Genomic DNA, 24,631 nt, shown 5'->3' on the forward strand with positions numbered 1-24,631 from the left:
GAAAGCCCCCCGAGTGAACCCGAGGGGGCGATTTGACTTATCCAAGCGCTTCGTCACAGCGCCCGCAAACACCCGCGTGGGTGTGACGGCCCACATCAGGCAGGATTTTCCAGCAGCGCTGACATTTCTCGCCTTCTGCTTTTTCGAATACGACGGCAACGCCTTCGATTTCCGGCACACGGAACGCCTCGGCCGGGGCAGGATCGCCGGTCACCGTCAGACCCGAGGTGATGCACATGTCGTCCACGTCGAACGTGGCCAGCAGATCGCGGGTGTCACCATCCTCGACATGCACAATCGGTGCCGCTTCGAGGCTGGAACCGATCACCTTGTCCTGACGCTGGATTTCCAGCGCGGCGGTTACGGCCCGACGCACACGACGAACCTTGGCCATGTTGGCCTCAAGCTCAGCGTCGCGCCAATCGGCGGGTGTATCCGGGAAGTCCACCAGATGGACCGAACTGTCGTCGCCCGGGAACCGCTCCAGCCAGACCTCTTCCATGGTGAAGACCAGAACGGGGGCCAGCCATGTGGTCAGGCGATGGAACAGAATGTCCAGCACGGTGCGGGCAGAACGACGCCGCAGGTTGTCACCATCGCAATAAAGCGCATCCTTGCGGACGTCGAAGTAGAACGAAGACAAGTCTACGGTCGCGAAAGTGAACACTGCGCTGAACACGCCCTGGAAATCGAAGGACGCATAGCCCTTGCGCACCTGCTCATCCAAATCCGCCAGACGGCTGAGAACCCAGCGCTCCAGGCGCGGCATGTCTGCGGGATCAACCCGATCTGCCTCGGTGAAATCGGCCAATGATCCCAGCATGAACCGCATGGTATTGCGCAGTCGGCGATAGCTGTCGGCGGTGCCTTTCAGGATTTCCGGCCCGATCCGCTGGTCGGCGGTATAATCGGTCTGTGCCACCCACAGGCGCAGGATATCGGCGCCATATTGCTTGATGACCTCTTCCGGCACGATGGTGTTGCCCAGCGATTTGGACATCTTGTTGCCCTTGGCATCCAGCGTGAAACCGTGAGTCACCACGTTCCGGTACGGTGCGCGGCCCTTGGTGCCGCAGGCTTGCAGCATGGACGAATGGAACCAGCCGCGGTGCTGGTCGGTGCCCTCCATGTAGACATCGGCAATGCCATCCTCGGTTCCGTCCTCGCGATCACGCAGAACGAACGCGTGGGTCGAACCCGAGTCGAACCACACATCCAGCACGTCAAAGACCTGATCGTAGTCGTCAGGATTGACGATGCCGTCGAGGATCTTTTCCTTGAAGCCTTCGGTATACCAGACGTCTGCGCCGTCCTTTTCGAACGCCGCCTTGATGCGGGCGTTCAGTTCTTCATTGCGCAGCAGGTAATCCGCATCGGTGGGCAGAGCACCTTTCTTGGTGAAACAGGTCAGCGGTACACCCCATGCACGCTGGCGCGACAGAACCCAGTCCGGGCGCGCTTCGATCATCGAGTACAGGCGGTTACGGCCTGTCTGCGGCGTCCATTTCACCAACTCGTCGATCGAACGCAAAGCGCGTTCGCGGATAGTGTCGCCCATCTCTCCCATGCCGTCGTCCAGTTTGCGGTCAACGGATGCAAACCACTGCGGCGTGTTGCGATAGATGATCGGAGCTTTCGAACGCCACGAATGCGGATAGCTGTGCTTGATCTTGCCACGCGCCAGCAGCCCGCCAACCTCGGCCAGCTTGTCGATGACCGCTTTGTTGGCGTCGCCTTCTCCGCCCTTGCGGGACAGGATGTATTTGCCGCCAAAGAACGGCAGATCGGCACGGAACGAGCCGTCATCCATCACGTTGTAAGTGATGACCTGCTCCAGCATGCCCAGATCGCGGTAAAGCTCGAATTCCTCCATCCCGTGCGACGGCGCACAGTGGACGAAACCGGTGCCTTCGGTATCGGTCACGAAGTCAGCGGCGCGGAAATCGCGGATGTCGTCCCATTCGCCGTTGCCGCCTTCGGCCCCGGCCAACGGGTGAAGCAACTGAACGCTCTCCAATTCGTCAGCGGTCACGTCGCGCACACGGGTCCACTGATCGTCGTTTAGACGGGCACGGCCCAATACATCGGCGGCCAAGTTGTCGGCCAACAGGAACCTGTCGCCCACTTTTGCCCAACATTCCTCGGGCGTGTCGATAACTTCGTACAGACCGTAGGAGATGTCTTTGCCATAGACGACGGCCTTGTTCGACGGCACGGTCCAAGGCGTCGTCGTCCAGATCACCACATACGCATCATCCAGATCGCCAGCGTTGACGACCTTGAACTTCACCCAGATGGTAAAGCTTTCCTTGTCGTGATACTCGACCTCGGCCTCGGCCAGCGCAGTCTTTTCGATGGGCGACCACATGACAGGCTTCGATCCCTGATACAGCGTGCCGTTCATCAGGAACTTCATGAATTCGTCTGCGATCACGGCTTCGGCGTGATAGTCCATGGTGATATAAGGATCGGGCCAGTTGCCAGTGATGCCCAGACGCTTGAACTCTTCGCGCTGGATGTCGATCCAGCCCTCGGCGAATTTGCGGCATTCCTGACGGAAGTCGACGATGTTCACCTCATCCTTGTTCTTGCCCTTCTTGCGGTATTGTTCCTCGATCTTCCATTCGATCGGCAGGCCGTGGCAGTCCCAGCCAGGAACATAGCGCGCGTCATGACCCATCATCTGATGAGAGCGCACGATCATGTCCTTAATCGTCTTGTTCAGTGCGTGCCCGATGTGCAGGTGACCATTGGCGTAAGGGGGGCCATCATGCAGGGTAAAGGGCGTGCGGCCTTCTTTCTCGCGCAGGCGGTCATAGACGCCGATGGTCTCCCACCGTTCCAGCCATGCGGGCTCGCGCTTGGGCAAGCCTGCACGCATGGGGAAGTCGGTTTTGGGCAGGTTCAGCGTGTCTTTGTAGTCTGGTGTTTGGGTAGTGTCGGCGCACATTGGGGGCGTCCTCAGGATAATCTTGTCGTGTTTGGATCGAAGCGGTCAGTGCGAATTCTCAAGCACCTTTGCCCGGCGTCTCGCGAAATCAGAGCGCCGGGGATATAATTCGAATAATGATGGCTATCCGGTCATGCATGGCCGCGCTTATATGACGCCTGCACCTAATGGTCCAGAGGTTCCGCCCGTTGCAGCGAATGGCGCAGTTTCGCCCACCGGTTCAGCCACGCAAGACCAGCCAGAGCAAGACCCAGCGCCAGCAGCGAGAACACCCGGATCAGGCCACCCAGACCGGCGATGTCAATCAGGAAGACCTTGGCCACGGCCAGCCCGATCACGGCCAAACCGGCTTTGCGCATTACGTCGGACCTGCTGGCCAGAGATTGATAGAATAGAGCGGCCCCGATCATCAGAAGAACGATGGTATAGGTGTAGAGCTCGGGCTGCGTGACGCCATTGCCTTCATACATACCCTCTGCGCCCTGCCAGACGTGGCGGATCGCCAAGCCCAACCAAACTGCGGCCAACACCCCCGCGGCGGCATAGCTTCCTTGCATGATCAGTTTCGGCATTTCCCTGATTCGCCAAGCAGAACCCCAAACAACCAACGCAGGCAACAAATAGGCAATGGCGAGTGAATTCAGAAGTGGCGGCCCAAGCACCGGGTCTGCGTTCGGATTCAGCAATGGGTTCTGGTCCGCCAATGCCAACATCAGATAGAAAAGACCATGAGCTGCAAAGAACAGAGCCAGCAGGTATCGAAGGTAGTTCAGTTTGCCACCCAGCCCGAACCTTTGCACCTGCGCAAACGCAAGCAAAAGCCAGATGACGGCCAACAGACCTAGGCCCCAATGGCTGTTGTCAGCGCCGCCCTCTCCAAAGCCTTCGAGCCAACGCAGCAGCAACAATGAAAGCAGGATACCCGCTGTCGCCCAGGCCGCGCTTTCCAACAGCAGCGCCGCCAGGGGGCGTTTCAACGGACGCAAAAGCCACCAGCCCGCGACAAATCCCAATGTGGCCGCGCCGTAGACCATCGCCATTTCAAGCACCGGAGCGGAATTGGCCCAATCCAGACCCGGATCAAGCACCAAACGAACGGTAACAGTAAAGACACCCGCCCAGATAAACCAGCTCATCGGCGGCAAGATGAACCTGCGGTCCAACGCTGCTGCAACCATAACGCTGGCCACCAGAGCAACCGTGAGCGCCGATGAACTGAGCACGATGACGCAGGCGAATACCAGACACGACAACGCGGACAGAGTGGCCAGAGCCGCTCGCATCCGGTCATCGCCGTCAACACGGGCAAAACGTTCTGCCAGAACCACCATCAGCACAGCCAGTGCGATCGCATGGAGCGCCCAGGGGTAGGCTCCGATCACCAAAGCCGGATGCCAGCCAATTTCCAGCGCGATGGCCAACAAAGGGGCAAAAAGCGCGGCTCCTCCGGCCCAGACGGCGCGATACTGGCTCGCCGAAAATGACCGCCATGCCATCAGGGCTGACATCAACGCTCCCAAGGCGACCAGCACAGTGACCACCATCGGATAGTCCGCCTCGGGCGTTTCTGCGTAAGCCTCGGCGAACCTGTACAGAGCCGCGCCGTTCTCAAGCCCATGGGAGGCAACAAAAAACACCAATCCGGCAGCAGGCAGAACAGTCAGGTCTTGCAACGCCGGTGCATCCTTGGTCCATAAGAGCAATGCCAGAATGAGGGCGGACAACAGGCTGACGCCTATCCAGAATTCAGCCTCTGTGTCCGCCCAATGCCAGGACAGGATCACCGTACTTGCCGCAATGGCTCCTACAGCCAGACGGGTTGGGAATTCGGGCCAAGGGCGAACCTTGGGATGGCGGATCATCTCCGACAGCATGGGGCCCGCATGATCCGGCCAAATGCGCCGCACCGGAATGGCGGTTGCGAAAAGCGCCAGCACCGTTGCGGCGATCAAGTAACCAGGTTCTGTATTCGGGGCACTGGTCGCCAGGAGCAGGTTCGCCGCATATGCCCCGAACAGCGCCAGCACCGAAATCCATGCCCAGCGCCGCACCGTATCGATACCCAGCCCCAAAACGGCAACCAAAAGGAAATATGCATACAGCCAAGAGGGATTGTCGGACGCGCCTCCGACCAGGAAAGGAGCGGCAAAGGCTCCGATCAGACTGACCGCAGCCAGCAGTGGACCGTGGAACCACCCCAGAACAAGGCCCACCATCGCGACAACGACCATTCCTGTCAGTGCCGTTTCGGCACCGATCAGGTTATACAACTGGCGGGCAGACAGGATCGCCCCGAAAAAAGTGACCAGCCCGGCACCGGAAAAGACCGAGGGTAAATAGGCAGTGGCCGCCTCCTCATCATCCCCGAACTTCCGACGCAACACCTCGCCTGCAAGGATCAGAACAGCGCCGAAACCAAGGGCTGCAAAAACACGGGCCGCCGGAGGCAGCAAACCGTTTTCGACGCCGTATTGCACAAGGAAAATGCCAGCCAATGCCAGAGACAGGGCCGAAACCACATAAAACCAGTTCTCGCGCAGCCACGCGCCCAGAGCCGCAAACTTGTCGTGGCGAAACACTATGGCCGGTGAAGAAACGTCTGCATCCTGAGCCTCGGCACTGTTGTCTTCCTGCCGTTTTGGAGCCGACCAGGGTGCCGGCCTGCTCTGCTTCTCTTCTGCAGCAGGTTGCGGTGCATGCGTTTCCTGTTCCGGTTGCGGCAGGACCGTCGCATCGCCTGAAGCCAAGGCGTCGATTTGCGCTTCTAGCTGCTCCACCCGGCGCCGCAACCGGGACTGTCCGACCAAAAGTGCAATCAATGTCACAGGGATGGCCAGAACAATCAGGCCAACAAGAACAAGCAGCGATTCCAACTGAGTCTCCGATCCTTTTGGAGGTCAAGCTATCTTGAGCCGCCGGCAAGTGACAGTCAGGAAAGCTGTGACCCGACTTAAAACACGGGAATCTCCGGACGCGCGATCATCAGCCAGAGTATCGTAAGAACCGCCAGAAACGCCGGAATTCCGCAGACAAACCAGAACCGGAACAAACGGTAATAGTCCCGCGGCAGTTGCGTTCCCTTCTCTTCCGCCCATCGTGCAAAGTTTCGCAACCGGATTTGCACCCAGACGACTGGCAGCCAGAACAAGCCGGTCAAAACATAGAGCACCAGAGACAGCACAATCCACCCTTCGCTCAAGGGCCACCCGATACGCCACGCAAGCAATGCGCCGGTTACGGGCTGAACGATCACAGCGGTCGAGGTGAACAAAAGATCGGCCAGAACAACGATACCTGCCGTATGCGCAATGATGCGAGGATCGCCGTTGCGATGGGCCATCAGCATGAAAAAGGCGATCCCCGCGCCCGTGCCCAACAGCACGCAGGCACCAATGACATGCAGCCAACGCAGTACAAGGTCAGGGTCCGTCATCTGCGATCCAACATGGGCAGTGCGACAAGCGACAGGATCATTGCAGGCAGGATTTTCACCAAGGGCCCCAACGGCTCAGACCACAGGTCCGGCGCTGTGATCGAGGCGGCTATCAGATAGAACATGGCCACAGCAATCTGAGCCTGACAGGCCCGCGCAGCCCACGGGCGCCAGAGAATGGCCAGACCCAGAACTATGTCACCCAATGACCAGAACACAACACTGGCCAAAGCCATAGGTGCTGACCACCCTGCTCCGATCAGAACGTCCGAGGCAGTGGACAAGCTGACCAATCCAAATAGCCCTGACAGTAGCCAGAACAGGCTGAGTGTCGCTACGACCAGCGGCATCAACAACGTCATCTGCGCAGTCAGCCTGTGTTCACGGGCACACGGAAGCGTGGCGTAGATGTCTGTCAGTGAAGCGACCCCGAGCCCAGATGCCGCCCTATAGGGCTCGGGATCTCCGGTCACGCCATCTGCCATGACTGTCAACGCCGTGCTTCGCAACGGGGATTTCCAGCCAACCCGGGCCAACCCATCTGCCAGCTCTGCAACGGCTTTTGTCAGGATAGGAGGTAAGGCCACAGCGAAGCGCGTTCCGGAAACCCAAGCCATCTCCGGGTGCTGCGCACCACCTCAGCCAGGCTGTGAGGGGTATCTTCGACAAGGTCGTATGTGCCTTGCGGCAAGTGACCTGCAACGGCGTCGGTCACTGCCTTGCATAAATCCTGCATTCCCACGCATTGAACAGGCGTGTCAGGGTAAGCCAGAGGCTGAACCCAGGGCACCGCAGCCAACATACGCAGCAACGCGGTACCGCCATAGTCCGTCTGTCCAAGGACCAGACCGGGCTTAAGTATCCAGAGCGGCACACCTGACGCGCGCAGCGCCGCATCTCCAGCCGCCTTGCTGCGCAGGAAATGCGTACTCGCCGCAGCTCCTGCACCAATGGCAGAAATCTGGACGACACTTGCACCATGATCCATGCAGCCGTCAGCCAAGGCTGCTATCGCAGTGTGGTGCACCGCTTCGAGGTCATCGTCTGCATTGTCCTGCAACGCGCCGGCGCAGTTTACCACGACATCCACATCAGTCAGCAGGTCCTGCCAGTCCTGCGCGACAAGCAACTCACGCAGGTCACCCTGTTTCAGAGAAACACCCGGCAGGATTTTTGACCCTTGCTCAAGATCGCGCACCATACCCTGAACTGTTGCGCTTTCGGCCTGTAAAGCTCGTGTAACCGCAGCACCAATGAACCCATATGCGCCCAGAACCAAAACCTGTTTTCCAGAAAGATCGTGTCGTGACATTGGCCCATGCGCCCGTTTTCGATCACTCTACCCAACCGGGTGCAATTGAACAGTTATGACCGCCGGACTGCGACATTACGGATGGAACAGGGACCCGACGAGATACGCGATCAGCGCGGCCAGCCCGCCAATCAATAGCGTCTCGAGCCCCGACCGCCACCAGGGGGCCAGTGACCACCGGCTTTTGAGCGCACCGATCGCAAAGAAGACCCCCATGGTCATCCAGGCAGACATCGCAAACGCATTCTGCACCGAGGCGAGAAACGGCAGCAGCGGGATCATCCCCGCCACCAGAAAGGCAAAGAAGGTGGCCAGCGCCGCCTTCATCGGATGCGGGTCGACACTGCCCAGACCATATTCACCTTCGATCATCAGGTTGATCCAGTTTTCAGTGCTCGAGGTGATCTCTGCCGTAGCCTCATTCAGAATGTCGCCAGTCAGCCCTTTTTGCGCAAGGATCTCACGCACTTCTTCGCGCTCGCCATCCGGGTACAACGCGATGTGGCGTTCCTCGACCGCGCGGATGCGGCGAATGTTGTCCAGTTCGGCCTTGGTGCCCGAATAATTGCCCGCAGCCATCGAAAACCCGTCAGCCAGAACATTCGCCAGGCCAAGCGCCACGATAACGAACGGGGAAAGACCTGCCCCGGCAACGCCTGCCACAATGGCAAACGTGGTGACGGATCCGTCGATGCCGCCATAGACGACGTCGCGCAACACGCCTCGGCCGGGCGGTGCGTTGATCCGTTCGGCGATTTCCTGCGGGCTGTGACCGTGATCCGTCATGGCTGGCTCCTTCGACACATTCAGTGTGCCGAAGGGCAGGCCGGGGCGCTTTGCTTTGGATCAACCCTTGGAAAACAGGCCCTGCAAGGCGCGCTTTATGATGCCCCGCGTCGAAGGTTTGTGCCTGTCCGAAAAGGGCAGCGGACGGCACACCTCCATCGCGGCCACACCCACACGGGCGCTGAGCGCCCCGTTGACCAGACCCTCTCCGAACCGGCGGGACAGTTTGCTGAGAACGGAACCACCCAGAACAGGCTCCAGCAGATCATCGCCAACTGCCACCGCTCCTGTCGCCACCAGATGCACAAATACACTGCGGGTCAGGCGCCAGCCGCCCAGCGTGCCCGCGCGACCGCCATAGATTTCCGCAACCCGGCGGATCATCCGCAACGACGCTGCCAGCGCGGTTATCACATCCGCAAGCGCCAATGGCACCAATGCGGTCACTGTGGCAACTTGCCGGGCCGCGGCTTCGACCTCGCGGCTGGCGGCTTGGTCCAGAGGGGCCAGCAGCTCATCTTCGGCAAGCTCCAGCAGCGCTGATGCATCGAACTGATCCGCCATACGTTCGGTTAATCGTTCGCGGCCCCAGCGCGTGTCTTCACGCCCTTGGTAGAATGCGATGATACGGTTGGTGACCGCACGGGCCTGAGCCAGATCGTCGTCGGCCAATGCGGTGTCAGCGGCCCGACGCAGGCCATCTACGCGGGACAATCGCCCCAATGCAGCCAGTTCACGGATAGCAATCATAAGCGCCACAAGAACCAGCGCGGCGATCAATCCGGTAACGATCCAACCCAATACAGGTGTGCGCGCCACCAGCGAGGTCGCAAAATCCCACGCGGCCACAGATATGGCAGCCCCGACCACTGCCAGGGCCAGCCCCCAGAACCAGCGCGCAAGCGCCGATGGTTTGCGCGCCGCCAGCCGTGCCGCGCTTTGCATCGCCTGCCCTTGCGGTTGCGCGATGTCTGGCACCGGCGGGGCCTTCGCGACATCAGCAGCGGGCTCATCCAATTCAAGATCGATCAAAACCGGGCCTTTAGCCATGGATCACACCCTCACTGCGCCAGACAAACCGTATGTCGGGCAAGTTTTCATCGTTATCCGCCCCATCGCTGCGGGCCACCTCGGCAAAACCGTTACGTTCATAAAACCGACAGGCTCGGGCATTGTCCTGAAACGCGGACAAGCTCAGCTCTGAGCGGCCCGATTTGGCGTGATTCAGCAATTGCTGACCAATCCCCCGCCCCCGAACCGGTGCATCCAGATAAAGCGAATGGATTTCACGACCGTTAAGCGCCAAAAAACCTACAACACCGGCCTCAGCTTCGGCCACAGTAACCCATTCCTGATCAATCATTCGCCCACAGAAGGCGATCGTCTCGGCGCAGCTGTGCAATTCAGGCATCCAGTCGTTTTCCACGGTGAAACTATGCAGGATTGTCCCGATGGTGCCTGCATCCGTTGTGCGTGCGGGACGCAGAAGTACCGTCACAACCGATCTCCAATCAAAAACTGGGCCGCACGATCCAGTCGGATATGCGGCGGGCCGTCACCGGGTTTCAAGGTCAACTGGGCCGGGGCAAAGGCCATGAAGCCGTAGTCTTCGCCCAACCAAGCATCAGCCCCATTTCGGGCCGGGCCCAACAGATGCGCTGGATCCTCGGGCAATTCACCGGGGTAGAAGGCAGCCTGTTTCCCACTATCCAACAAGGTACCCCGAACGCATGGCAGTTCTGTCCCGTTGTGATTGCGCAATTCTTCGGTCGTCGCGCGCAGCGATGCCAGAGACAGGGCCTCGGTCCGGGCTCCGGCGAAATTCGCCCGATCGCGCGCCTCCCGCGTCAATGCTTCAATGATCGCGGTGAGGCGGGGATGCTGCGTGTGGTGCAAATGGTCGGCTTTTGTCGCCGCAAACAAAATGCGTTCGACCCGTTTTCCTAACAGAAATTGGCTGAGCCACGCATTTCGGCCTGGGCGAAAGGCCGACAGGATATCAGCCATGGCACGGCGCATATCCTCGACCGCCTGCGGACCCTTATGAATAGCGCCCAGCGCGTCAACCAGAACCACCTGCCGGTCGATCCGCGAGAAGTGATCCCGAAAAAACGGTTTCACGACCTGAGCTTTGTAAGCTTCGTATCGCCGTTCCATCTCGCGTTGAAGCGTTCTGCGCCGCGACGGGCCAGACGCCACCAACGGCGCAAAGGTCAGGACCGGAGAACCTGCCAGATCCCCCGGCAACAGGAACCGTCCAGGGGTACAGTCGTAATACTCGGCTTCACGTGCCTGGTTGAGATAGGTCGTAAACGACGATGCCAGCGCCTGCGCGGTCGGCTCGTCATGCGCCCCGGACGGGTCTGCGGCGTTGACCTGGGCCAGATACCCGGCAGCCTCCGAACGGGTCTCGATACGTGTCAGTGTTTCCTGAGACCAGTCTGAATACGACTTGTCCAGCAAAGCCAGGTCCAGAAGCCATTCTCCGGGGTAATCGACAATGTCCAGATGAACGGTGCGCGGTCCCTGCAAGCCAGCAAGCAAGCCGGCTGGGCGGGCTTTGAAGGACAGGCGCAGTTCTGAAACCGCGCGCGTGCTGTCTGGCCAGTGCGGTGTCGGACCGGTCAGGGCGGACAGGTGCGTTTCATAATCGAACCGGGGCACAGTGTCATCCGGCTGCGGTTGCAGATAAGCGGCGTTGATCCGACCTTCCTGCTGCGCAACCAACCCGGTCATGCGTCCCCGATCCAGCAGGTTCGCCACCAGCGAGGTGATGAAAACCGTTTTGCCCGACCGCGCCAACCCCGTGACACCCAGGCGGATGACAGGCTCAAAAAACGTCTCGGACACGCTGTCGCCTATGGTTTCGACGCCGCGCACAAGGCTGTCTGCCAGTGATGAGATGACCAATCTGTCGCCCCGCAATTATCGTTTCACCCAAGATAGGTAGAGGGTACGGCACATACCAGCGCTTTCGCCCCCTTGCCCGTTCCCGCGCTGCGCTGTACCAGCGGCACATGCCCAGATACGCGTTGAAAGTTGAATACCAGGGGGAACCGTTTGCCGGATGGCAGCGGCAGAAGGATCAACCGTCCGTGCAGGGGGCAATCGAACAGGCCCTGTCCCGTATCCAGCCGGGTGCGCATACGATTGCTGCCGCAGGGCGCACCGATGCTGGGGTTCATGCGTTGGGCCAGGTCGCCCATTGCGACATGGTCAAGGAATGGGACCCGTTCCGCCTGTCCGAGGCGCTGAACTATCACCTCAAACCGCAGCCGGTGGCGATCGTGGACGCCGCGCGCGTGACTGACGATTGGCACGCGCGGTTTTCGGCGGTCGAACGGCAATACCTGTTCCGCATCCTGATACGACGCGCGCCTGCAACCCATGACAGGGGGCAGGTTTGGCAGATCAATCATCCGCTGGATGTCGAGGCCATGCAGGAAGGGGCGAACATGCTGCTGGGTCGCCATGATTTCACGACCTTCAGGTCGTCGATTTGTCAGGCCGCCAGCCCGGTCAAAACTCTGGATGAGTTGCGGGTAGAACTGGTTCAGGGCTTTTCCGGCCCCGAGGTCCATTTCCACGTACGGGCACGGTCATTCCTGCACAATCAGGTACGCAGTTTCGTCGGAACCCTGGAACGTGTGGGCGTCGGAGCGTGGGCCCCGGAAGAGGTGCGTGAGGCCTTGGAAGCTGCCGACCGTGCGGCCTGCGGCCCTGTCTGTCCGCCGCAAGGGCTGTATCTGGCGCGGGTCGGATATCCGGAACCAGTGTTCGACTGACCTAAATCGCCCGCAAAAGCAATCCACTTGCGATCACGGCAATGATCAGCCCGGCGACCAGTTCGATTGTTGGGGCCAGCACCGATGCGAACCGCGTTGCTGAGGCTGAGGCCAGCAGACCTCCGCGAAGGCCAAAGGATGTCCATCCCACCAAGGTCGTCACCAACGCCGTGCCCAATGCCATTGCAAAGGCCCCAGCGATACCGACCATCGCGATGCCCATCTGCCACGTCAGGATCAGTACGAACAATGCACCTGTGCACGGTCGCGCCGCGATGCCAGCTATCAGGATCAGGGCCTCGCGCAGTGAACCAACATTTGCAACTTCTTGCGCAGTTGGGCCATGGCGGTGACCACAGTCTGAACAGACCTCTCCATCGTGGTGGTGATGATGCGTGTGATCGTTTTCATCATGATGGTGGTCGTGGGGCGATGTGGTTTTCCGTCTACTTGCGAAACTGCGCAAAGACCGAACCACCAGCCAAAGACCGATAAGGGCGATTGCACCGTAGCTTATCGGAGCCATGACCTGTTCAGTCGTTCCAACAAGGCTTTCACGGGACATCTGGAACACCAGCACCCCGGCATAGACCAGTACGACGGCCGTCACCGCCTGCCCCAGGCTGGACAATACACTGATCGCCGATAACCGCCAAAAGGCGACGCGCCGACCCAACCCGTAGCCACCGATCAGGACCTTTCCGTGGCCGGGGCCGATGGCATGAAAGAACCCGTAAGCGAAACAGACCGTCAGTAGCGTTGCCACCGCCTCGGGCTGCTCGGCACGCGCGGCACGCAAGGACCGGGCAATCTGGTTCTGGAATTCTCGTTGCTCCCCCGCGGCCCAGGCCGCAAGACTGTCAAAGCCTCCGCTGCCCCAGAACCAGAGCAGCAGACCGCAGGCAAGAGCAACCGGAACAATCAGGTAGCGGGACATGAAACACGGATCTCGGTCGCGAAGTTTTCACCGACCAGTGGAATATCGTTTTCCTCGAGGTCATAGTCTGCGTCCAGTGTCAGCAGGAACGCCTGCATCTGTGCAAGTTGTCCATCTATGTCCGGGTCAAACCGATCCATCTGGCACGCAGTAGGACCTGTGACGGTCACGGGCCGCGTCACCTCGTAGGCGGTGTAAAACGTCTCATCAAATGCCTTTGCGGACAATGCCGTGGCAGGCACGGCGCCAGCTTCCACCGCCCTGAGATGCGTGGTGACAACGCGCCCGTCTTCAACTGTCGCGTGCGCCTCCATCGGACCGGAAAGTGCAACCGGGTTTCCGTCTGCCGTAACGACAAGATCGCCGTTGTATCCTTCAACCCACTGCATATCGAACCCGGTCAGGAACTGTTCTTCGCTTTCCGTCAGAATGCCGTCAGCATCCTGATCCAGCTTCATGTCTTCCAGAACCAGCAACGAGTAGAATTCGTCATATGCCCAGGTCACGCGGACATGGGTCAATTGACCAGCGTCATCCACGATGAACTCCAGCCCGGTACCAATGAAAACATGCGGGTGGGCATTGGCCTGCATAGGCAAACAAAGGATCAAAGTGGTTATAAGGTAACGCATAGTCGCAAGATAGGTGTCCCTCCACGTGGCGGCAACGACATTTTCAATCCCTATGCGAAATCCGGCCAAACATCAGGTCGGCGGAAACAGAACCAGTGTTTGCAGCGCAGTACCCACCGGACCCTGCGTATCGAAGAGCACGGATTGAGACATGCCGATACCGGAAGGCTGCCAATGCGAAACCGACTTCGAGGCCAGCCAGTCCGAAACCGGTTCACGGTGGATATGCACGGTCAGGTCAGTATTCATGAACCCCATTTCCGAGGTTGGCGCATTCCATGAGATACCGTTACCACAATCGGCCAAAGGACACAGCGCCTGAATGGGCGACTGATCCTCGCCTTGCAAAAGCTGCGGAGTACGCATCCAAATTGTTTTGGGCCCGGCCCCCTGGTTTCCCCCTGTCGGATAGCGAATATCGCTGTAATGGGCGAAACCGGGCAGATCGTGGCGAATTTCACCAATTGGAAAGGGGCCCTCGACAACGTCCTCTATCCTCGGCGCATCTATGTCGACATTCGGCACCTGCCCCAGATCGCGCCGCAAAAGATGCATCGTGGTGGCCGTAGCGCAGAGCGTGTCATCAAGATCGTGAACCGTGACCCGCGTGGTCCCGAGCGTCTTGGTATGGCGCGTGGTCTCTGCCGCGACACGGAGCCCGGCCAATGGAAGTGGCCGCAACAAATCAACGGTCAGACGGGTCAGCATCTTTTCGGGGCCGATTTCGGTTTCCGCGGCCCGCACAATCAAACCGCTGACCGGCCCCGCGTGGCAATGAGCGGCAGACCACGGCCCGCGCGCGGCATCGTTACCAATAAAGGCCCCGTCATCGCGCTGATGAAAGTAGGTCTTGTCCGCAAAATCGAGCGCTTCCGCCATGTGTTCCTCGGGTCTATTCTTGTGCAAATCGTTTCAATTCATCTGGGCCCAGGTGTTCAACCACTTTCGCTATTCTGACGTCGGGGGGCGGACATGTTGGACACACCGTCCTTGCAATCAGTTTCGCTTTCGCTTCCAGGGAAACACGTGTCATCCAGCCGCACGATCTCAGCCCCGGTCATTGCGGTAACATCCTTCAGATGATCATGATTTTGATCCATCAGGCTGATTGTCATGTTTGCCGAAATGTCCCTGTCAAGCACCCAGTCCGGGCTATACTTTTACCGCAAGGATGGCTTAACTGCCCGGGCCCTGTCCACCGTAATGACGGGACGTCACCGCATCAAACCTAAGCAGGAGCCGTACATGGCGTTGTTGATCGAAACCGGGTTGTCCAACTGGATAAGTGATGACGACATTGCCCGCAGTTTACAGGCGGTGTTGCCGGATGCGGATATCCGCACCGCCGATACGTTGGGAAATCCGGATGACATAACAATGCTGGCCGTGGTTGATATGCAACGTGACCACCCGACGCGACTGCCCAACCTGAAACTGGTACAAAAGCTGGGTGCAGGGGTGGAAACCATTGTCAGTCATCCCGGTTTGCCCGGTCACGTTCGCATCGCCCGCCTGAAGCCTGACGCACCGGCGCAGGGCATTGCCGAGTGGTTTCTGGCCTATATCCTGCGCGCTCAGCGACACATGGCATTTCACGAAGCGGCCCAAACCCGCGCCGAGTGGTCCCCGCGCGCACCGGTTTTTACGCCGGACACCGTAGTCGGCGTTCTGGGTCTTGGTCACATCGGTGCCCGCACCGCGCGGATGCTGCACGCCGTGGGCTTTCAGGTGATGGGCTGGAGCCGTACGCCCAAAGCCATCGAAGGCGCAACTTGTTTGCATGGGCAGGACGCGTTGCCCGCGCTTCTTGGCCAATGCGACCACGTTTGCGCAATCCTGCCCTCGACCCCTCAAACCGCTGGCCTGTTTGATGCCCGGATGCTGGCGGCGATGAAACCCGGCAGTCAGTTGCTGAACGCTGGGCGCGGAAATCTGATTGATGAGGGCGCTCTCATCGCGGCACTGGACGCAGGTGTTCCGGGGCATGCCGTGTTGGACGTCACGTCGCGGGAACCTTTGCCACAAGACAGCCCGCTATGGCGCCACCCCGGCGTTACGATCACGCCACATGTTTCGGGCTGGCATCTGGGCGATGCGTTGTCGGATGTGGCTGAAAACTTCCAACGCCTCTGTTCTGGCGCGCCCTTGCTACATGAAGTCAATCGCGATCAGGGCTATTGAAACCTGACCCGATGATCAGGGCGTAAGGATCCAGTTGCCATTGCCATCGTTGCATCGGCGGGTTCGGATTTCCCTGCTCTGATCACCACCGTCCGGCTGAATCACATGCTGAAGACCAACGCAATTTCCCTTCACCGATTGCACCCGGATTGTTCCTTTTGAACCCGTGTCGTCATTCTTCCATGACCGCTCCTGGCCCACGGATGGCGTGCCACTGGTTAAAAGCGCGTTTGAGGCCGCGTTGACCACTTCGAAATCTGCTGGAGACAACCCCATCTCGGCTATGATTCGAGATAGCGGCTTGGCCTCGACCGCATTGGTCATCAAAAGAATGCCGAATGCGGCTATGGCGGTTAAAATCGGGGCATTCATGGCGGCCTCACAGAACTGAAATCATTTGTGGTCAAGGTTATACACCTGATCCGGCGGGGCCAAGCCCCGAAGCGAACCTTCAAATTATCCCGAACTGGCCTATCTGCGCGATTTCTGTTCGCAAGCCTGCAATACAGGCGATCCGGGGCGATTCAGGTTTTGGTGGCACAAGGGCTTCAACCGACATTTGCCTTTGCCCCCGCCTCGCCGGTTACAACTGCCCGACAAGGTGGCGCCACAATTTTATGACCTTAGGGCTTCACAGACGGGCCTGAATTTGCTGAAATTCAAGTAAATTCTGATTTTTAGCACTGGAGATTGTTCCATGAAACTACGCCCTGCCCCAATGGCCATCGCAGCACTCGCTGCATCTGCGGTCCTACATACCTCGCCGATATCGGCCAAGGAAGAAACCAAATCCGTCTTCGTCATGAGCCGCACCTGGGCGGTGACACAGGTTTCCGACGCGCCGGTCGTTTATCGCGCCACGCGTGACAACAACAACCTCAACCCCTTCGGGCCTCCACCGCGCCTGCGTACGGTTCAGGCCATTGCCGCGATTCAGCAGGCAACCGGGTGCAAACCGATCGTGGCCAGTATGTATCAGAACATCTCGGGCCAGTTTTTCTCGCAGGTCAGTTGCAACTGACACAGCTTCAGATCAGGCATTGAGGTCACCCGACCGGCCTGCCATAGCTTGCGCATGAAACTCGCGATTAACGGATTCGGCCGCATTGGCCGCTCGATCCTGCGGCAGGTTCTGGCCCTGCCGGCAGGGTCAGATATCGAGCTGGTGCTGATCAATGACATCGCGCCGCTGGACACCTGCGCATACCTGTTCAAATACGACAGCACATTCGGCCCCTATCCCGGCGATGTGTTCGGGGGGGACGCCGCGCTGATCGTGGATGGACGCGCGATTCCCATGACCCACAGCGCCGATCTGTCCCGCGTTGATCTGTCGGGCGTTGACGTCATGCTGGATTGTACGGGTATCGCCCGCAGCTCAGACGTTGCGCGTCGCGGGTTGTCCGCGGGCGCAGGTAAAGTACTGATCTCAGGCCCATCCCCCGCCGCTGATGTCACCATCGTTCTGGGCGCAAACGAGGACCAGTTGGGCAACGCCCGGATTGTGTCAAACGCGTCCTGCACCACCAATGGGCTGGCGCCACTGGTCAGGGCCATCGACGATATCGGCGGCGTCGCATCGGGGCACATGACCACCATCCACTGCTATACCAACAGCCAGCCAATGGTCGATGCCCCGCGCGGCGACCTGGCCCGTTCTCGGGCAGGGGCACTGTCGATGGTGCCGACCACATCGAGCGCGATGCACCTTATCGATGTCGTCCTGCCTCATCTGGCAGGGCGCATTTCGGGCGCGGCTGTCCGCGTTCCCACGGCAAGTGTGTCAGCCGTGGACCTTGTGGTCACATTGCAGCGCGGCATGAGTGCAGAAACCTTCGATCACGCCCTGAAGCAGGCCGTTGCTGCATCACCTGTGCTTGGCTGGACTGACTTGCCTCTGGTCTCGTCCGACCTGCGGGCTCGCCCTGAATCGCTGGTTATTGCCGGGCCTGAGACCCGTATGGTGGGTGAAAATCAGATTAGGGTCTTTGGTTGGTACGACAACGAATGGGGGTTTTCGGCGCGAATGCTGGACGTGGCCCGCCTTATGGCAGCCGAATAGCCGGGCGGTGACGTCAACACAATAAGGCCCAAAAAAAACGTGTCTCATGCATAATTCCTTTCCTCTTCCGCATTCAGATGCTCTAACCTGAATTCAAACGACCGTGCATGGCGCGGGCAAGAGAACTGGAATTGGGGCATTTGGGGCAATTCATGCGAAGGAGCAAGCGGCAATGCCGTCTGGGGCGCTGGCTGATGGCCGCAGTTGTGACTTTGGCCCCAACCACACTGGTGGCGCTGGAAACCTCACTCTCTGCCCCCGGCGCATCGAAAGAACTGGTTGAACGCCTCGAAAAGACATCCTCAGTAACGACGGCTGAAGAACGTGGCCTCGACACCCCGCTTGAAATCCTCTCAGCGGCTTTGTCGGATTACCGAACGATTGTACAAATCCTGTACGACGAAGGGTATTTCAGTCCGGTCGTCAGCATCAAGCTTGATGGACAGGAAGCGGCCGAACTGAGCTCTCTCACGGTGCCTGCACAAATCAACCGTGCTGCGATTACCGTTGAAACCGGGCCAAACTTCAATTTCGGCACCGCCATTGTTCAGCCCCTGGCCCCCGACACGGAGCTGCCCGAAGACTTTGCCTCTGGGAAACTGGCGACAACCGGAGCCATTCAACAGGCCTCCTCGGCCGGTGTTCAGGGCTGGAGGAACGCTGGTCATGCAAAAGCCAGTGTTGCGGGTCAGACAATCATCGCGCGCCACGCACAAGCCCGCCTGGATGCCCAGATCGACCTTGATCCCGGACGCAGGCTGACATTTGGCAGAATGTTTATCAAAGGCGATTCAGATGTGCGTCACAGGTCCATCGAAAAGATCGCCGGGTTCCCCAGTGGAGAGGTATATTCGCCCGAGAAAATTCAGAAGGTTGGAACACGATTGCGCCGGACCGGTACGTTCAACGTGGTCTCGCTGCAGGAACGAGAGACCCCAAACCCCGATGGCACACTGGATTTCGATGCCACGTTCGAAGACTTGCCCAAACGTCGGTTGACCTTTGGTGTGGAACTGGCCTCTCGCGATGGTGTTGATGTGACCGCGACATGGACCCATCGCAACATGTTCAAGCGCGCAGAACGTCTGCGCTTCGAAGTGGCGGTTCGAAATATTGGTGGTGCCGAGGATATCGATGGCCGGATCGGGCTGCGTCTGGATCAACCTGACCGGCTTGGCCCCGATGACAACACCTTCTGGAGCACCCTGCTGGAACGCCGCAACACGGAAAACTATAATGTGACGGTGGCTTCGCTGGCCTATGGTGCGCGCCGAACGTTTTCAGACAGTCTCTACGCCGAGGCATCGGCCGGATTTCAGTGGTCGGACGCGGACGATGCATATGGCAGCGGGCGCAAGTTCAGGTATTTCATCCTGCCGTTCCGATCCGAATGGGACCAACGCGACAGCAAAGTCAGCGCCACGCGCGGATTCTATCTGGACTCGCAAGTCATGCCCTTTGTCGGAATTTCCGGTACGGATACCGGCATCCGCCTTTTCTTTGATGGGCGGGCCTATACCAGCCTGGGGACAGGGGGGCGGATCGTTTTGGCCGGTCGCGCGCAACTGGGATCCGTGATTGGCCCACCCGCCGATGGCGTCACACCTGACTTTCTGTTCTTCTCGGGCGGCGCGGGAACCGTGCGCGGGCAGCCGTATGAAAGTCTCGGCATTCCGGTCGGAACCGGCATCGCGGGCGGTAAGTCGTTTATTGGCTTGTCCGGTGAGATCCGTGGCAAGGTAACCGACAGCCTGTCACTGGTCGGATTTTATGACTACGGTGTTGTCGACACGTCGTCCTTTATCGGCAGCGGCGCAGAAGACCACTCTGGCGCTGGTATTGGCGTAAGATATGATCTGGGCGGGTTTGGCCCCCTGCGCTTTGATCTGGCCTATCCTGTCAGCGGTCCCACCGGGGACGGGCTACAGTTCTACATCGGGATCGGACAGGCGTTTTGAGACGATACCTTTCATACCCTCTGTTGATCGGCGCGCTGGCATTCGTGCCGGTGGCCGGACATCCGCAGGAAGATGAAGGCGGCAGCATGATCGAGCGGTTCCTACAGGATACCCTGTCGGGCGACGATCAGAACGTCACCGTCAAAGGCCTGCAAGGTGCGCTGAGTTCACGCGCCACGATTGCCGAGATCACGGTTGCAGATGACGAAGGAGTCTGGCTTACCGTCAAGGATGCCGAACTGGACTGGAACCGACTGGCTTTGATCCGTGGGCGGTTCTCGGTCAATGCTTTGACTGCGCACGAGATCGACGTCGCCCGCGCGCCGGGCACCACCACCAAGGATACGCCGCCGCCGACCGCAGAAACAAAAGGCTTCCAACTGCCTGAACTACCCGTTGCCATCGAAATCGGCGAAATCCGCATCGACGAGCTGGCTTTGGGCCAGCCTCTGATCGGAGTGGCCGCGGAATTGGCGGTCAATGGCAACCTGTCACTTGTCGACGGGACGCTGGACACCAATCTGGATATTACCCGGCTGGATCGGGCCGGTGATGAAATCAAGTTGACTGCGGGCTTTCAGAATTCAGACAGCCAGATCGATCTTGACCTTCAGGTGACAGAGGCAGCGGGCGGCCTGATCTCGGCCGCTCTGAAAATTCCGGACAGTCCGCCGATTGGATTGACCGCGAAAGGGTCCGGACCGGTGACCGACTTCACAGCAGATATCGGCCTCAGCAGCGATAGTCAGCCTCGGGTGACAGGGCAGGTACGGTTGCGCTCGGCCCCGACTGCGGCGGCAAGCGCGGAAGAGGGTATTGCCTTTACCGCCGATCTCGGCGGTGATCTGACACCATTTGTAGCCGACAATATGGATACTTTCTTCGGCGCCAAAACACGGCTGTATGTGGATGGGCGGACGCTGCCCGACGGTGCGCTGACCATCAGTGATCTGGAACTCACCTCGCAAGCGCTGAACCTTGAGGGTCAGCTGGAACTGGCAGCGGGTGGTCAGCTTCAACTGGCGGCCCTTCAGGGGCGAATTACTCCGCCAGAAGGGCAAAGCGTTGTTCTGCCTGTCTCAGGCGGCGACACATCCATTGGAGCGGCACAGATTTCCGCGCTGTTCGACGAAAAGAACGGCAACCTTTGGGATCTGAGCCTGACCGCGAAGGCCGTGAAAACCGAACAGCTCGACGTGCAGCGCGCGCAAGTCTCGGCGCAGGGAACCCTGGAACAGGGTGATGCTCTGAGCTTCGACGGCGATCTGCAAGCCGCTCTGGACGGTATCAAAATGGCTGACTCCGGGCTGAATGCAGCAGTGGGCAGCCGCATTACTCTGGATGGCACCTTCGAATATGGCAGTGACCAATCCCTCAACCTGACCGGGTTCGAACTGGTCGGTTCGGACTACGATTTGGGCATCGACGCATTGATCAGCGGCCTGTCCACCGGGTTGGCCGTCGACGGCACCGCCACTCTAGAAGCCACGGACTTGTCCCGATTTTCGGAACTGGCCAAGCTGGAGCTGGGCGGTCAGGTCTCTGCCCGACTGACTGGTCAGGGTTCACCACTGGAAGGCAGTTTCGACGGCAAACTGGAGGTCGAGGGCACTGACCTCTCTTCCGGGCGTGATGACATCGATCCGGTGATCCGGGGAAAAACAACGATTACGCTCGACGCCAAGCGCGGCGCAGATGGTGTAACCGTCCGTGATTTTACCCTGATCGGGGATACCTTGCGCGCGCAGGTCGATGGCACGGTAACGACACCTGATGGCAACGTGGCTATCGATGGTCAGGCAACGGTCAATTCCCGGGACCTTTCAGTGTTCTCAGGCCTTGCCAACCGCGAGCTTGGGGGTGCAGTGCAAGCGAAACTGAACGGAAAGGGAACCGTTCAGACGCTGGAGTTTGACGGCACAGCCAGCGTGTCCGGCCGGGACATCAAAACCGGCCTGGCCGAGATTGATCCGCTGTTGGCCGGTCGCAACAAGATCACGTTCGACGGTGCGCTGAGCCAGGAACGGATTGTGATCCGCGACGCGACGGTGAACGGTTCTGCCCTGACCGCCAAGGCCTCTGCCACCATAGACGACCCGAAGAGTGCTTTGGCTATTGACGGACAAGCCAATCTGAACATCCCGGACCTTTCGCTGTTTTCAGGCCTTGCCAAACGCGATCTGGCAGGAGCGATCCGTGCGGATGTTGCCGGCAAGGGCGCGGTCGGCAGCAAGATGTTCGACGTAATAGGCAATTTGGCTGCGGACGATATCAAAACCGGAATCGATGCCGTAGACGACCTGATCCAGGGGCGAACGAATCTGACCGTGGACGCGGTGAATAACGACGAAGGCCTGAACATCCGCACGTTCCAACTGATTGGAACCGCCCTGTCGGCAAATGCATCAGGAAAGTTGGACCGAAACGCTGGCGGATTGGACTTTTCCGCCAAATTGGATGACCTCGGCCGTCTGTCGCAAACCTTGTCCGGCCCGCTTAGCCTGAGCGGGAACGTCGCTCCAACCGGTTCTGGGCTAGAAGGCACTGCCCGTCTGGACGGACCAGACAGCTCATACGCCAGCCTTCAGGGGACAGTTGACCGGAATGGGTCTGCCGACGTCGACTTTGACGCCAAACTAAACCAGATTGAGCGGTTTGTTCCAGAGTTCCCCGGCACCGTTGCAGCAACAGGGACGGCCCAGCGCGACAATGGAGTCTGGACGATCGACGCCAAGGCGCAAGGGCCCGCGGACATAGACACCACGTTGGCCGGCACCTTTGACGAAACCAGCGGTCAGGCGGATCTGACAGCTCAGGGCGGCATCAACCTTGGAATCGCGAATGTATTTATCACACCCAACAAGATCGACGGATCGGCGCGCTTCAATCTTGCCCTCAAGGGCGCGCCTACGCTGGCGTCACTGAGCGGATCGGTCACCACTTCGGGCACATCGCTTGCCATTCCGGGTGCGGGTCAAACCATTACCGGGATCAGTGGTCAGGTGGATCTGGCCCAAAGCCGCGCAACCATCACACTGAATGGCGGAGTTCGGGCGGGCGGCAGCTTTAGCGTCAACGGACCAGTTGACCTGACCCCTCCGTTCAACGCCCAGATCACCACCACCCTGAACAACCTCGTGCTGACGGATCAGTTGTTGTATGAAACCACCCTGAACGGCCAGATTGCTATGACCGGGGCTTTGGCCGGAAACAGTTCTTTGGCCGGGCAGATCACGTTTGACGAGACCAACATCAACCTTGCAGCCGCGTCCGGCGCGGTAGGCGCGGCACCTATTCCGGATATCCAGCACATCAACGAAAGTCATCCCGGTTTCGTCACGCGAGAGCGTGCCGGATTGGTTGTGATCGAAGGATCCGAGAAAAGCGCGTCCCGGATTGCGCTGGATATTAGCCTGCTTGCACCCAAGGCGGTTTTTGTCACAGGGCGAGGCGTGAATGCAGAACTGGGCGGTCGGATTCTCATCGGGGGCACCACAGCCTCTGTTGTTCCGTCCGGTCAGATCGAACTGATCCGGGGGAATTTCGACATTCTGGGCCGCAGGTTGGCACTGACAAAGGGGATCGTCACACTACAGGGTGACCTGACACCGTATATCGAGTTCGAGTCTTCGGCCAGCACGTCCGACGGCACAGCGACAATCGAAATTGCAGGCCCGCTGGATTCACCTGAGGTCAATGTGTTTTCCGACCCCGAACGTCCGGCTGAAGAAGCGCTGGCGATGCTGCTTTTCGGGAACCGGTTTTCAGAAATCTCGCCGTTCCTGATCGCGCAGATGGCGGCATCACTGGCGCAGCTTAGCGGTGCGGGAGGTGATGCAACGAAAGGCCTGCGCGATTCCACCGGAGTGGATACGGTTGACATCGGTGCTTCGGAAGGCGGCGCGGGCCGTTTGGGCGCTGGCGCATATCTGGGTGAAAACCTTTATACGGACTTCACTGTGAACACCGAAGGCGACACCGAAGTGAACCTGAATCTCGATGTTACCGACAGTTTCACAGTACGTGGTACCGTCGATGGTCGTGGCGAGACAGGCGTGGGTTTATTCTTCGAACGCGATTACTGACCAACTGTCAAAAAGAAGCTAAATTGAGCCGCCCTTTCGTGTCGCGCGAGCAGGTGTTGGGTGTTCAAAACGCCTTTTAGACGGCTCATTCCGATTTCATTGGTGGTCGGGAAACCTTGTTTCAGAAAGATTCAAGTGCCGAAACCAGCGTGGTATCCCAGACGACAATAAGACTCACCGGTGTCCAGTGAGTAATTCACCAGTACATCCGGGTTTTTCCGCAAATTTAGAAACAGGGAAATTGTACAGACACCGCGACATCTCAATCCATGACCTGACAGTTTGTCTTCTCACCTTTCCCTGGTTTGTCAGCAGTTTTCGGCGCCCTTGGGAACGCGAATAGCTTCTGATTATCTTGTGCCTTCAGCCATTCCATCGCTGCGGCATGGCGGTTCCATGCCACTGTAACACAGCTGCTGACGAGTCACCTGCTCCGAGGTCACGGCCTAAGACCTCAGAAAAATGTAGCGAACGAGTCGTAAGGACCAGTCAAATGAAGCAGCCGGTAAG

General features: G+C 59.1%; 19 protein-coding genes. 6 read left to right on the forward strand and 13 right to left on the reverse strand.

Translation table 11 applies throughout. The annotated features are described in order from the left end of the window. Nucleotides 1–37 precede the first annotated feature (37 nt). From ileS to AC2FFA_RS11865, 9 genes are all read right to left on the reverse strand, one after another. On the reverse strand, nt 38–2,950 hold the full coding sequence (gene ileS / locus AC2FFA_RS11825; protein ID WP_496851789.1) for an isoleucine--tRNA ligase: 2,913 nt from the start codon (nt 2,948–2,950) through the stop codon (nt 38–40). A 164-nt stretch (nt 2,951–3,114) separates the two neighbouring features. Then, entirely contained in the window at nt 3,115–5,823 is a 2,709-nt protein-coding gene (locus tag AC2FFA_RS11830; protein WP_496851790.1) for a DUF2339 domain-containing protein, read from the reverse strand. Between the two features lie 77 nt (nt 5,824–5,900). Then, the gene (locus AC2FFA_RS11835) at nt 5,901–6,383 is read right to left on the reverse strand and encodes a DUF2269 family protein (RefSeq protein ID WP_496851791.1); all 483 of its coding nucleotides are present in this window, start codon (nt 6,381–6,383) and stop codon (nt 5,901–5,903) included. Continuing rightward, nucleotides 6,380–6,970, reverse strand: coding sequence for a DoxX-like family protein (locus AC2FFA_RS11840; protein WP_496851792.1), 591 nt, complete (start codon nt 6,968–6,970; stop codon nt 6,380–6,382). Before AC2FFA_RS11840 ends, AC2FFA_RS11835 begins: the two co-directional genes overlap by 4 nt. Further along, entirely contained in the window at nt 6,949–7,695 is a 747-nt protein-coding gene (locus AC2FFA_RS11845; RefSeq protein ID WP_496851793.1) for an NAD(P)H-binding protein, read from the reverse strand. The genes AC2FFA_RS11840 and AC2FFA_RS11845 overlap by 22 nt, the downstream gene beginning before the upstream one ends. Nucleotides 7,696–7,770: 75 nt before the next feature. Further along, on the reverse strand, nt 7,771–8,481 hold the full coding sequence (locus AC2FFA_RS11850; protein ID WP_117872825.1) for a VIT1/CCC1 transporter family protein: 711 nt from the start codon (nt 8,479–8,481) through the stop codon (nt 7,771–7,773). A gap of 60 nt (nt 8,482–8,541) precedes the next feature. Further along, nucleotides 8,542–9,531: a YcjF family protein gene (locus tag AC2FFA_RS11855; RefSeq protein WP_496717758.1), complete on the reverse strand. Its 990-nt coding sequence runs from the start codon at nt 9,529–9,531 to the stop codon at nt 8,542–8,544. Continuing rightward, nucleotides 9,524–9,979 carry a GNAT family N-acetyltransferase gene (locus tag AC2FFA_RS11860; RefSeq protein ID WP_496851794.1) on the reverse strand — a complete coding sequence of 152 codons (456 nt, stop codon included), beginning with the start codon at nt 9,977–9,979 and terminating at the stop codon, nt 9,524–9,526. The genes AC2FFA_RS11855 and AC2FFA_RS11860 overlap by 8 nt, the downstream gene beginning before the upstream one ends. Then, entirely contained in the window at nt 9,976–11,391 is a 1,416-nt protein-coding gene (locus AC2FFA_RS11865) for a YcjX family GTP-binding protein (protein ID WP_496851795.1), read from the reverse strand. The genes AC2FFA_RS11860 and AC2FFA_RS11865 overlap by 4 nt, the downstream gene beginning before the upstream one ends. A 107-nt stretch (nt 11,392–11,498) precedes the next feature. Here AC2FFA_RS11865 and truA point away from each other — a divergent pair, with 107 nt between their 5' ends. After that, a complete protein-coding gene (gene truA / locus AC2FFA_RS11870) occupies nt 11,499–12,266 on the forward strand; it encodes a tRNA pseudouridine(38-40) synthase TruA (RefSeq protein WP_496676570.1) in 768 nt (255 codons plus the stop codon). A gap of 1 nt (nt 12,267) precedes the next feature. On the opposite strand, the gene AC2FFA_RS11875 is transcribed toward truA, so the two are convergent. From AC2FFA_RS11875 to AC2FFA_RS11885, 3 genes are all read right to left on the reverse strand, one after another. Continuing rightward, entirely contained in the window at nt 12,268–13,203 is a 936-nt protein-coding gene (locus tag AC2FFA_RS11875; protein WP_496676568.1) for a nickel/cobalt transporter, read from the reverse strand. Further along, nucleotides 13,188–13,835 carry a DUF1007 family protein gene (locus AC2FFA_RS11880; protein WP_496851796.1) on the reverse strand — a complete coding sequence of 216 codons (648 nt, stop codon included), beginning with the start codon at nt 13,833–13,835 and terminating at the stop codon, nt 13,188–13,190. Before AC2FFA_RS11880 ends, AC2FFA_RS11875 begins: the two co-directional genes overlap by 16 nt. Nucleotides 13,836–13,907: 72 nt before the next feature. Next, entirely contained in the window at nt 13,908–14,714 is an 807-nt protein-coding gene (locus tag AC2FFA_RS11885; RefSeq protein WP_496851797.1) for a thioesterase family protein, read from the reverse strand. 366 nt (nt 14,715–15,080) lie between these two features. Between AC2FFA_RS11885 and AC2FFA_RS11890 the strand changes: the two genes are divergently transcribed. After that, on the forward strand, nt 15,081–16,016 hold the full coding sequence (locus tag AC2FFA_RS11890; protein ID WP_496851798.1) for a 2-hydroxyacid dehydrogenase: 936 nt from the start codon (nt 15,081–15,083) through the stop codon (nt 16,014–16,016). Nucleotides 16,017–16,031: 15 nt separating this feature from the next. On the opposite strand, the gene AC2FFA_RS11895 is transcribed toward AC2FFA_RS11890, so the two are convergent. Then, the gene (locus AC2FFA_RS11895; protein WP_117869765.1) at nt 16,032–16,388 is read right to left on the reverse strand and encodes a hypothetical protein; all 357 of its coding nucleotides are present in this window, start codon (nt 16,386–16,388) and stop codon (nt 16,032–16,034) included. Between the two features lie 325 nt (nt 16,389–16,713). Here AC2FFA_RS11895 and AC2FFA_RS11900 point away from each other — a divergent pair, with 325 nt between their 5' ends. The 4 genes from AC2FFA_RS11900 to AC2FFA_RS11915 all read left to right on the forward strand — a co-directional run bounded on the left by AC2FFA_RS11900 (nt 16,714) and on the right by AC2FFA_RS11915 (nt 24,121). Beyond that, entirely contained in the window at nt 16,714–17,037 is a 324-nt protein-coding gene (locus AC2FFA_RS11900; RefSeq protein WP_496851799.1) for a hypothetical protein, read from the forward strand. Between the two features lie 54 nt (nt 17,038–17,091). Next, complete coding sequence (locus tag AC2FFA_RS11905) at nt 17,092–18,078, forward strand: type I glyceraldehyde-3-phosphate dehydrogenase (protein WP_496851800.1); 987 nt, start codon at nt 17,092–17,094, stop codon at nt 18,076–18,078. A gap of 194 nt (nt 18,079–18,272) precedes the next feature. Further along, the gene (locus AC2FFA_RS11910) at nt 18,273–20,036 is read left to right on the forward strand and encodes an autotransporter assembly complex protein TamA (RefSeq protein WP_496851858.1); all 1,764 of its coding nucleotides are present in this window, start codon (nt 18,273–18,275) and stop codon (nt 20,034–20,036) included. Then, nucleotides 20,033–24,121 (forward strand): translocation/assembly module TamB domain-containing protein, encoded by a 4,089-nt coding sequence (locus AC2FFA_RS11915; protein WP_496851801.1) that lies wholly within the window; start codon nt 20,033–20,035, stop codon nt 24,119–24,121. The genes AC2FFA_RS11910 and AC2FFA_RS11915 overlap by 4 nt, the downstream gene beginning before the upstream one ends. Nucleotides 24,122–24,631: the final 510 nt, after the last annotated feature.

Source organism: Ruegeria sp. YTSB088, assembly GCF_059609825.1.

Bases quoted from the DNA above. Each gene is read 5' to 3' on its own strand.
- ileS (WP_496851789.1), bottom strand. From the start codon at position 2,950: ATGTGCGCCGACACTACCCAAACACCAGACTACAAAGACACGCTGAAC.
- AC2FFA_RS11835 (WP_496851791.1), bottom strand. From the start codon at position 6,383: ATGACGGACCCTGACCTTGTACTGCGTTGGCTGCATGTCATTGGTGCC.
- AC2FFA_RS11845 (WP_496851793.1), bottom strand. From the start codon at position 7,695: ATGTCACGACACGATCTTTCTGGAAAACAGGTTTTGGTTCTGGGCGCA.
- AC2FFA_RS11850 (WP_117872825.1), bottom strand. From the start codon at position 8,481: ATGACGGATCACGGTCACAGCCCGCAGGAAATCGCCGAACGGATCAAC.
- AC2FFA_RS11855 (WP_496717758.1), bottom strand. From the start codon at position 9,531: ATGGCTAAAGGCCCGGTTTTGATCGATCTTGAATTGGATGAGCCCGCT.
- truA (WP_496676570.1), top strand. From the start codon at position 11,499: ATGCCCAGATACGCGTTGAAAGTTGAATACCAGGGGGAACCGTTTGCC.
- AC2FFA_RS11875 (WP_496676568.1), bottom strand. From the start codon at position 13,203: ATGTCCCGCTACCTGATTGTTCCGGTTGCTCTTGCCTGCGGTCTGCTG.
- AC2FFA_RS11880 (WP_496851796.1), bottom strand. From the start codon at position 13,835: ATGCGTTACCTTATAACCACTTTGATCCTTTGTTTGCCTATGCAGGCC.
- AC2FFA_RS11885 (WP_496851797.1), bottom strand. From the start codon at position 14,714: ATGGCGGAAGCGCTCGATTTTGCGGACAAGACCTACTTTCATCAGCGC.
- AC2FFA_RS11890 (WP_496851798.1), top strand. From the start codon at position 15,081: ATGGCGTTGTTGATCGAAACCGGGTTGTCCAACTGGATAAGTGATGAC.
- AC2FFA_RS11895 (WP_117869765.1), bottom strand. From the start codon at position 16,388: ATGAATGCCCCGATTTTAACCGCCATAGCCGCATTCGGCATTCTTTTG.
- AC2FFA_RS11900 (WP_496851799.1), top strand. From the start codon at position 16,714: ATGAAACTACGCCCTGCCCCAATGGCCATCGCAGCACTCGCTGCATCT.
- AC2FFA_RS11905 (WP_496851800.1), top strand. From the start codon at position 17,092: ATGAAACTCGCGATTAACGGATTCGGCCGCATTGGCCGCTCGATCCTG.
- AC2FFA_RS11910 (WP_496851858.1), top strand. From the start codon at position 18,273: ATGGCCGCAGTTGTGACTTTGGCCCCAACCACACTGGTGGCGCTGGAA.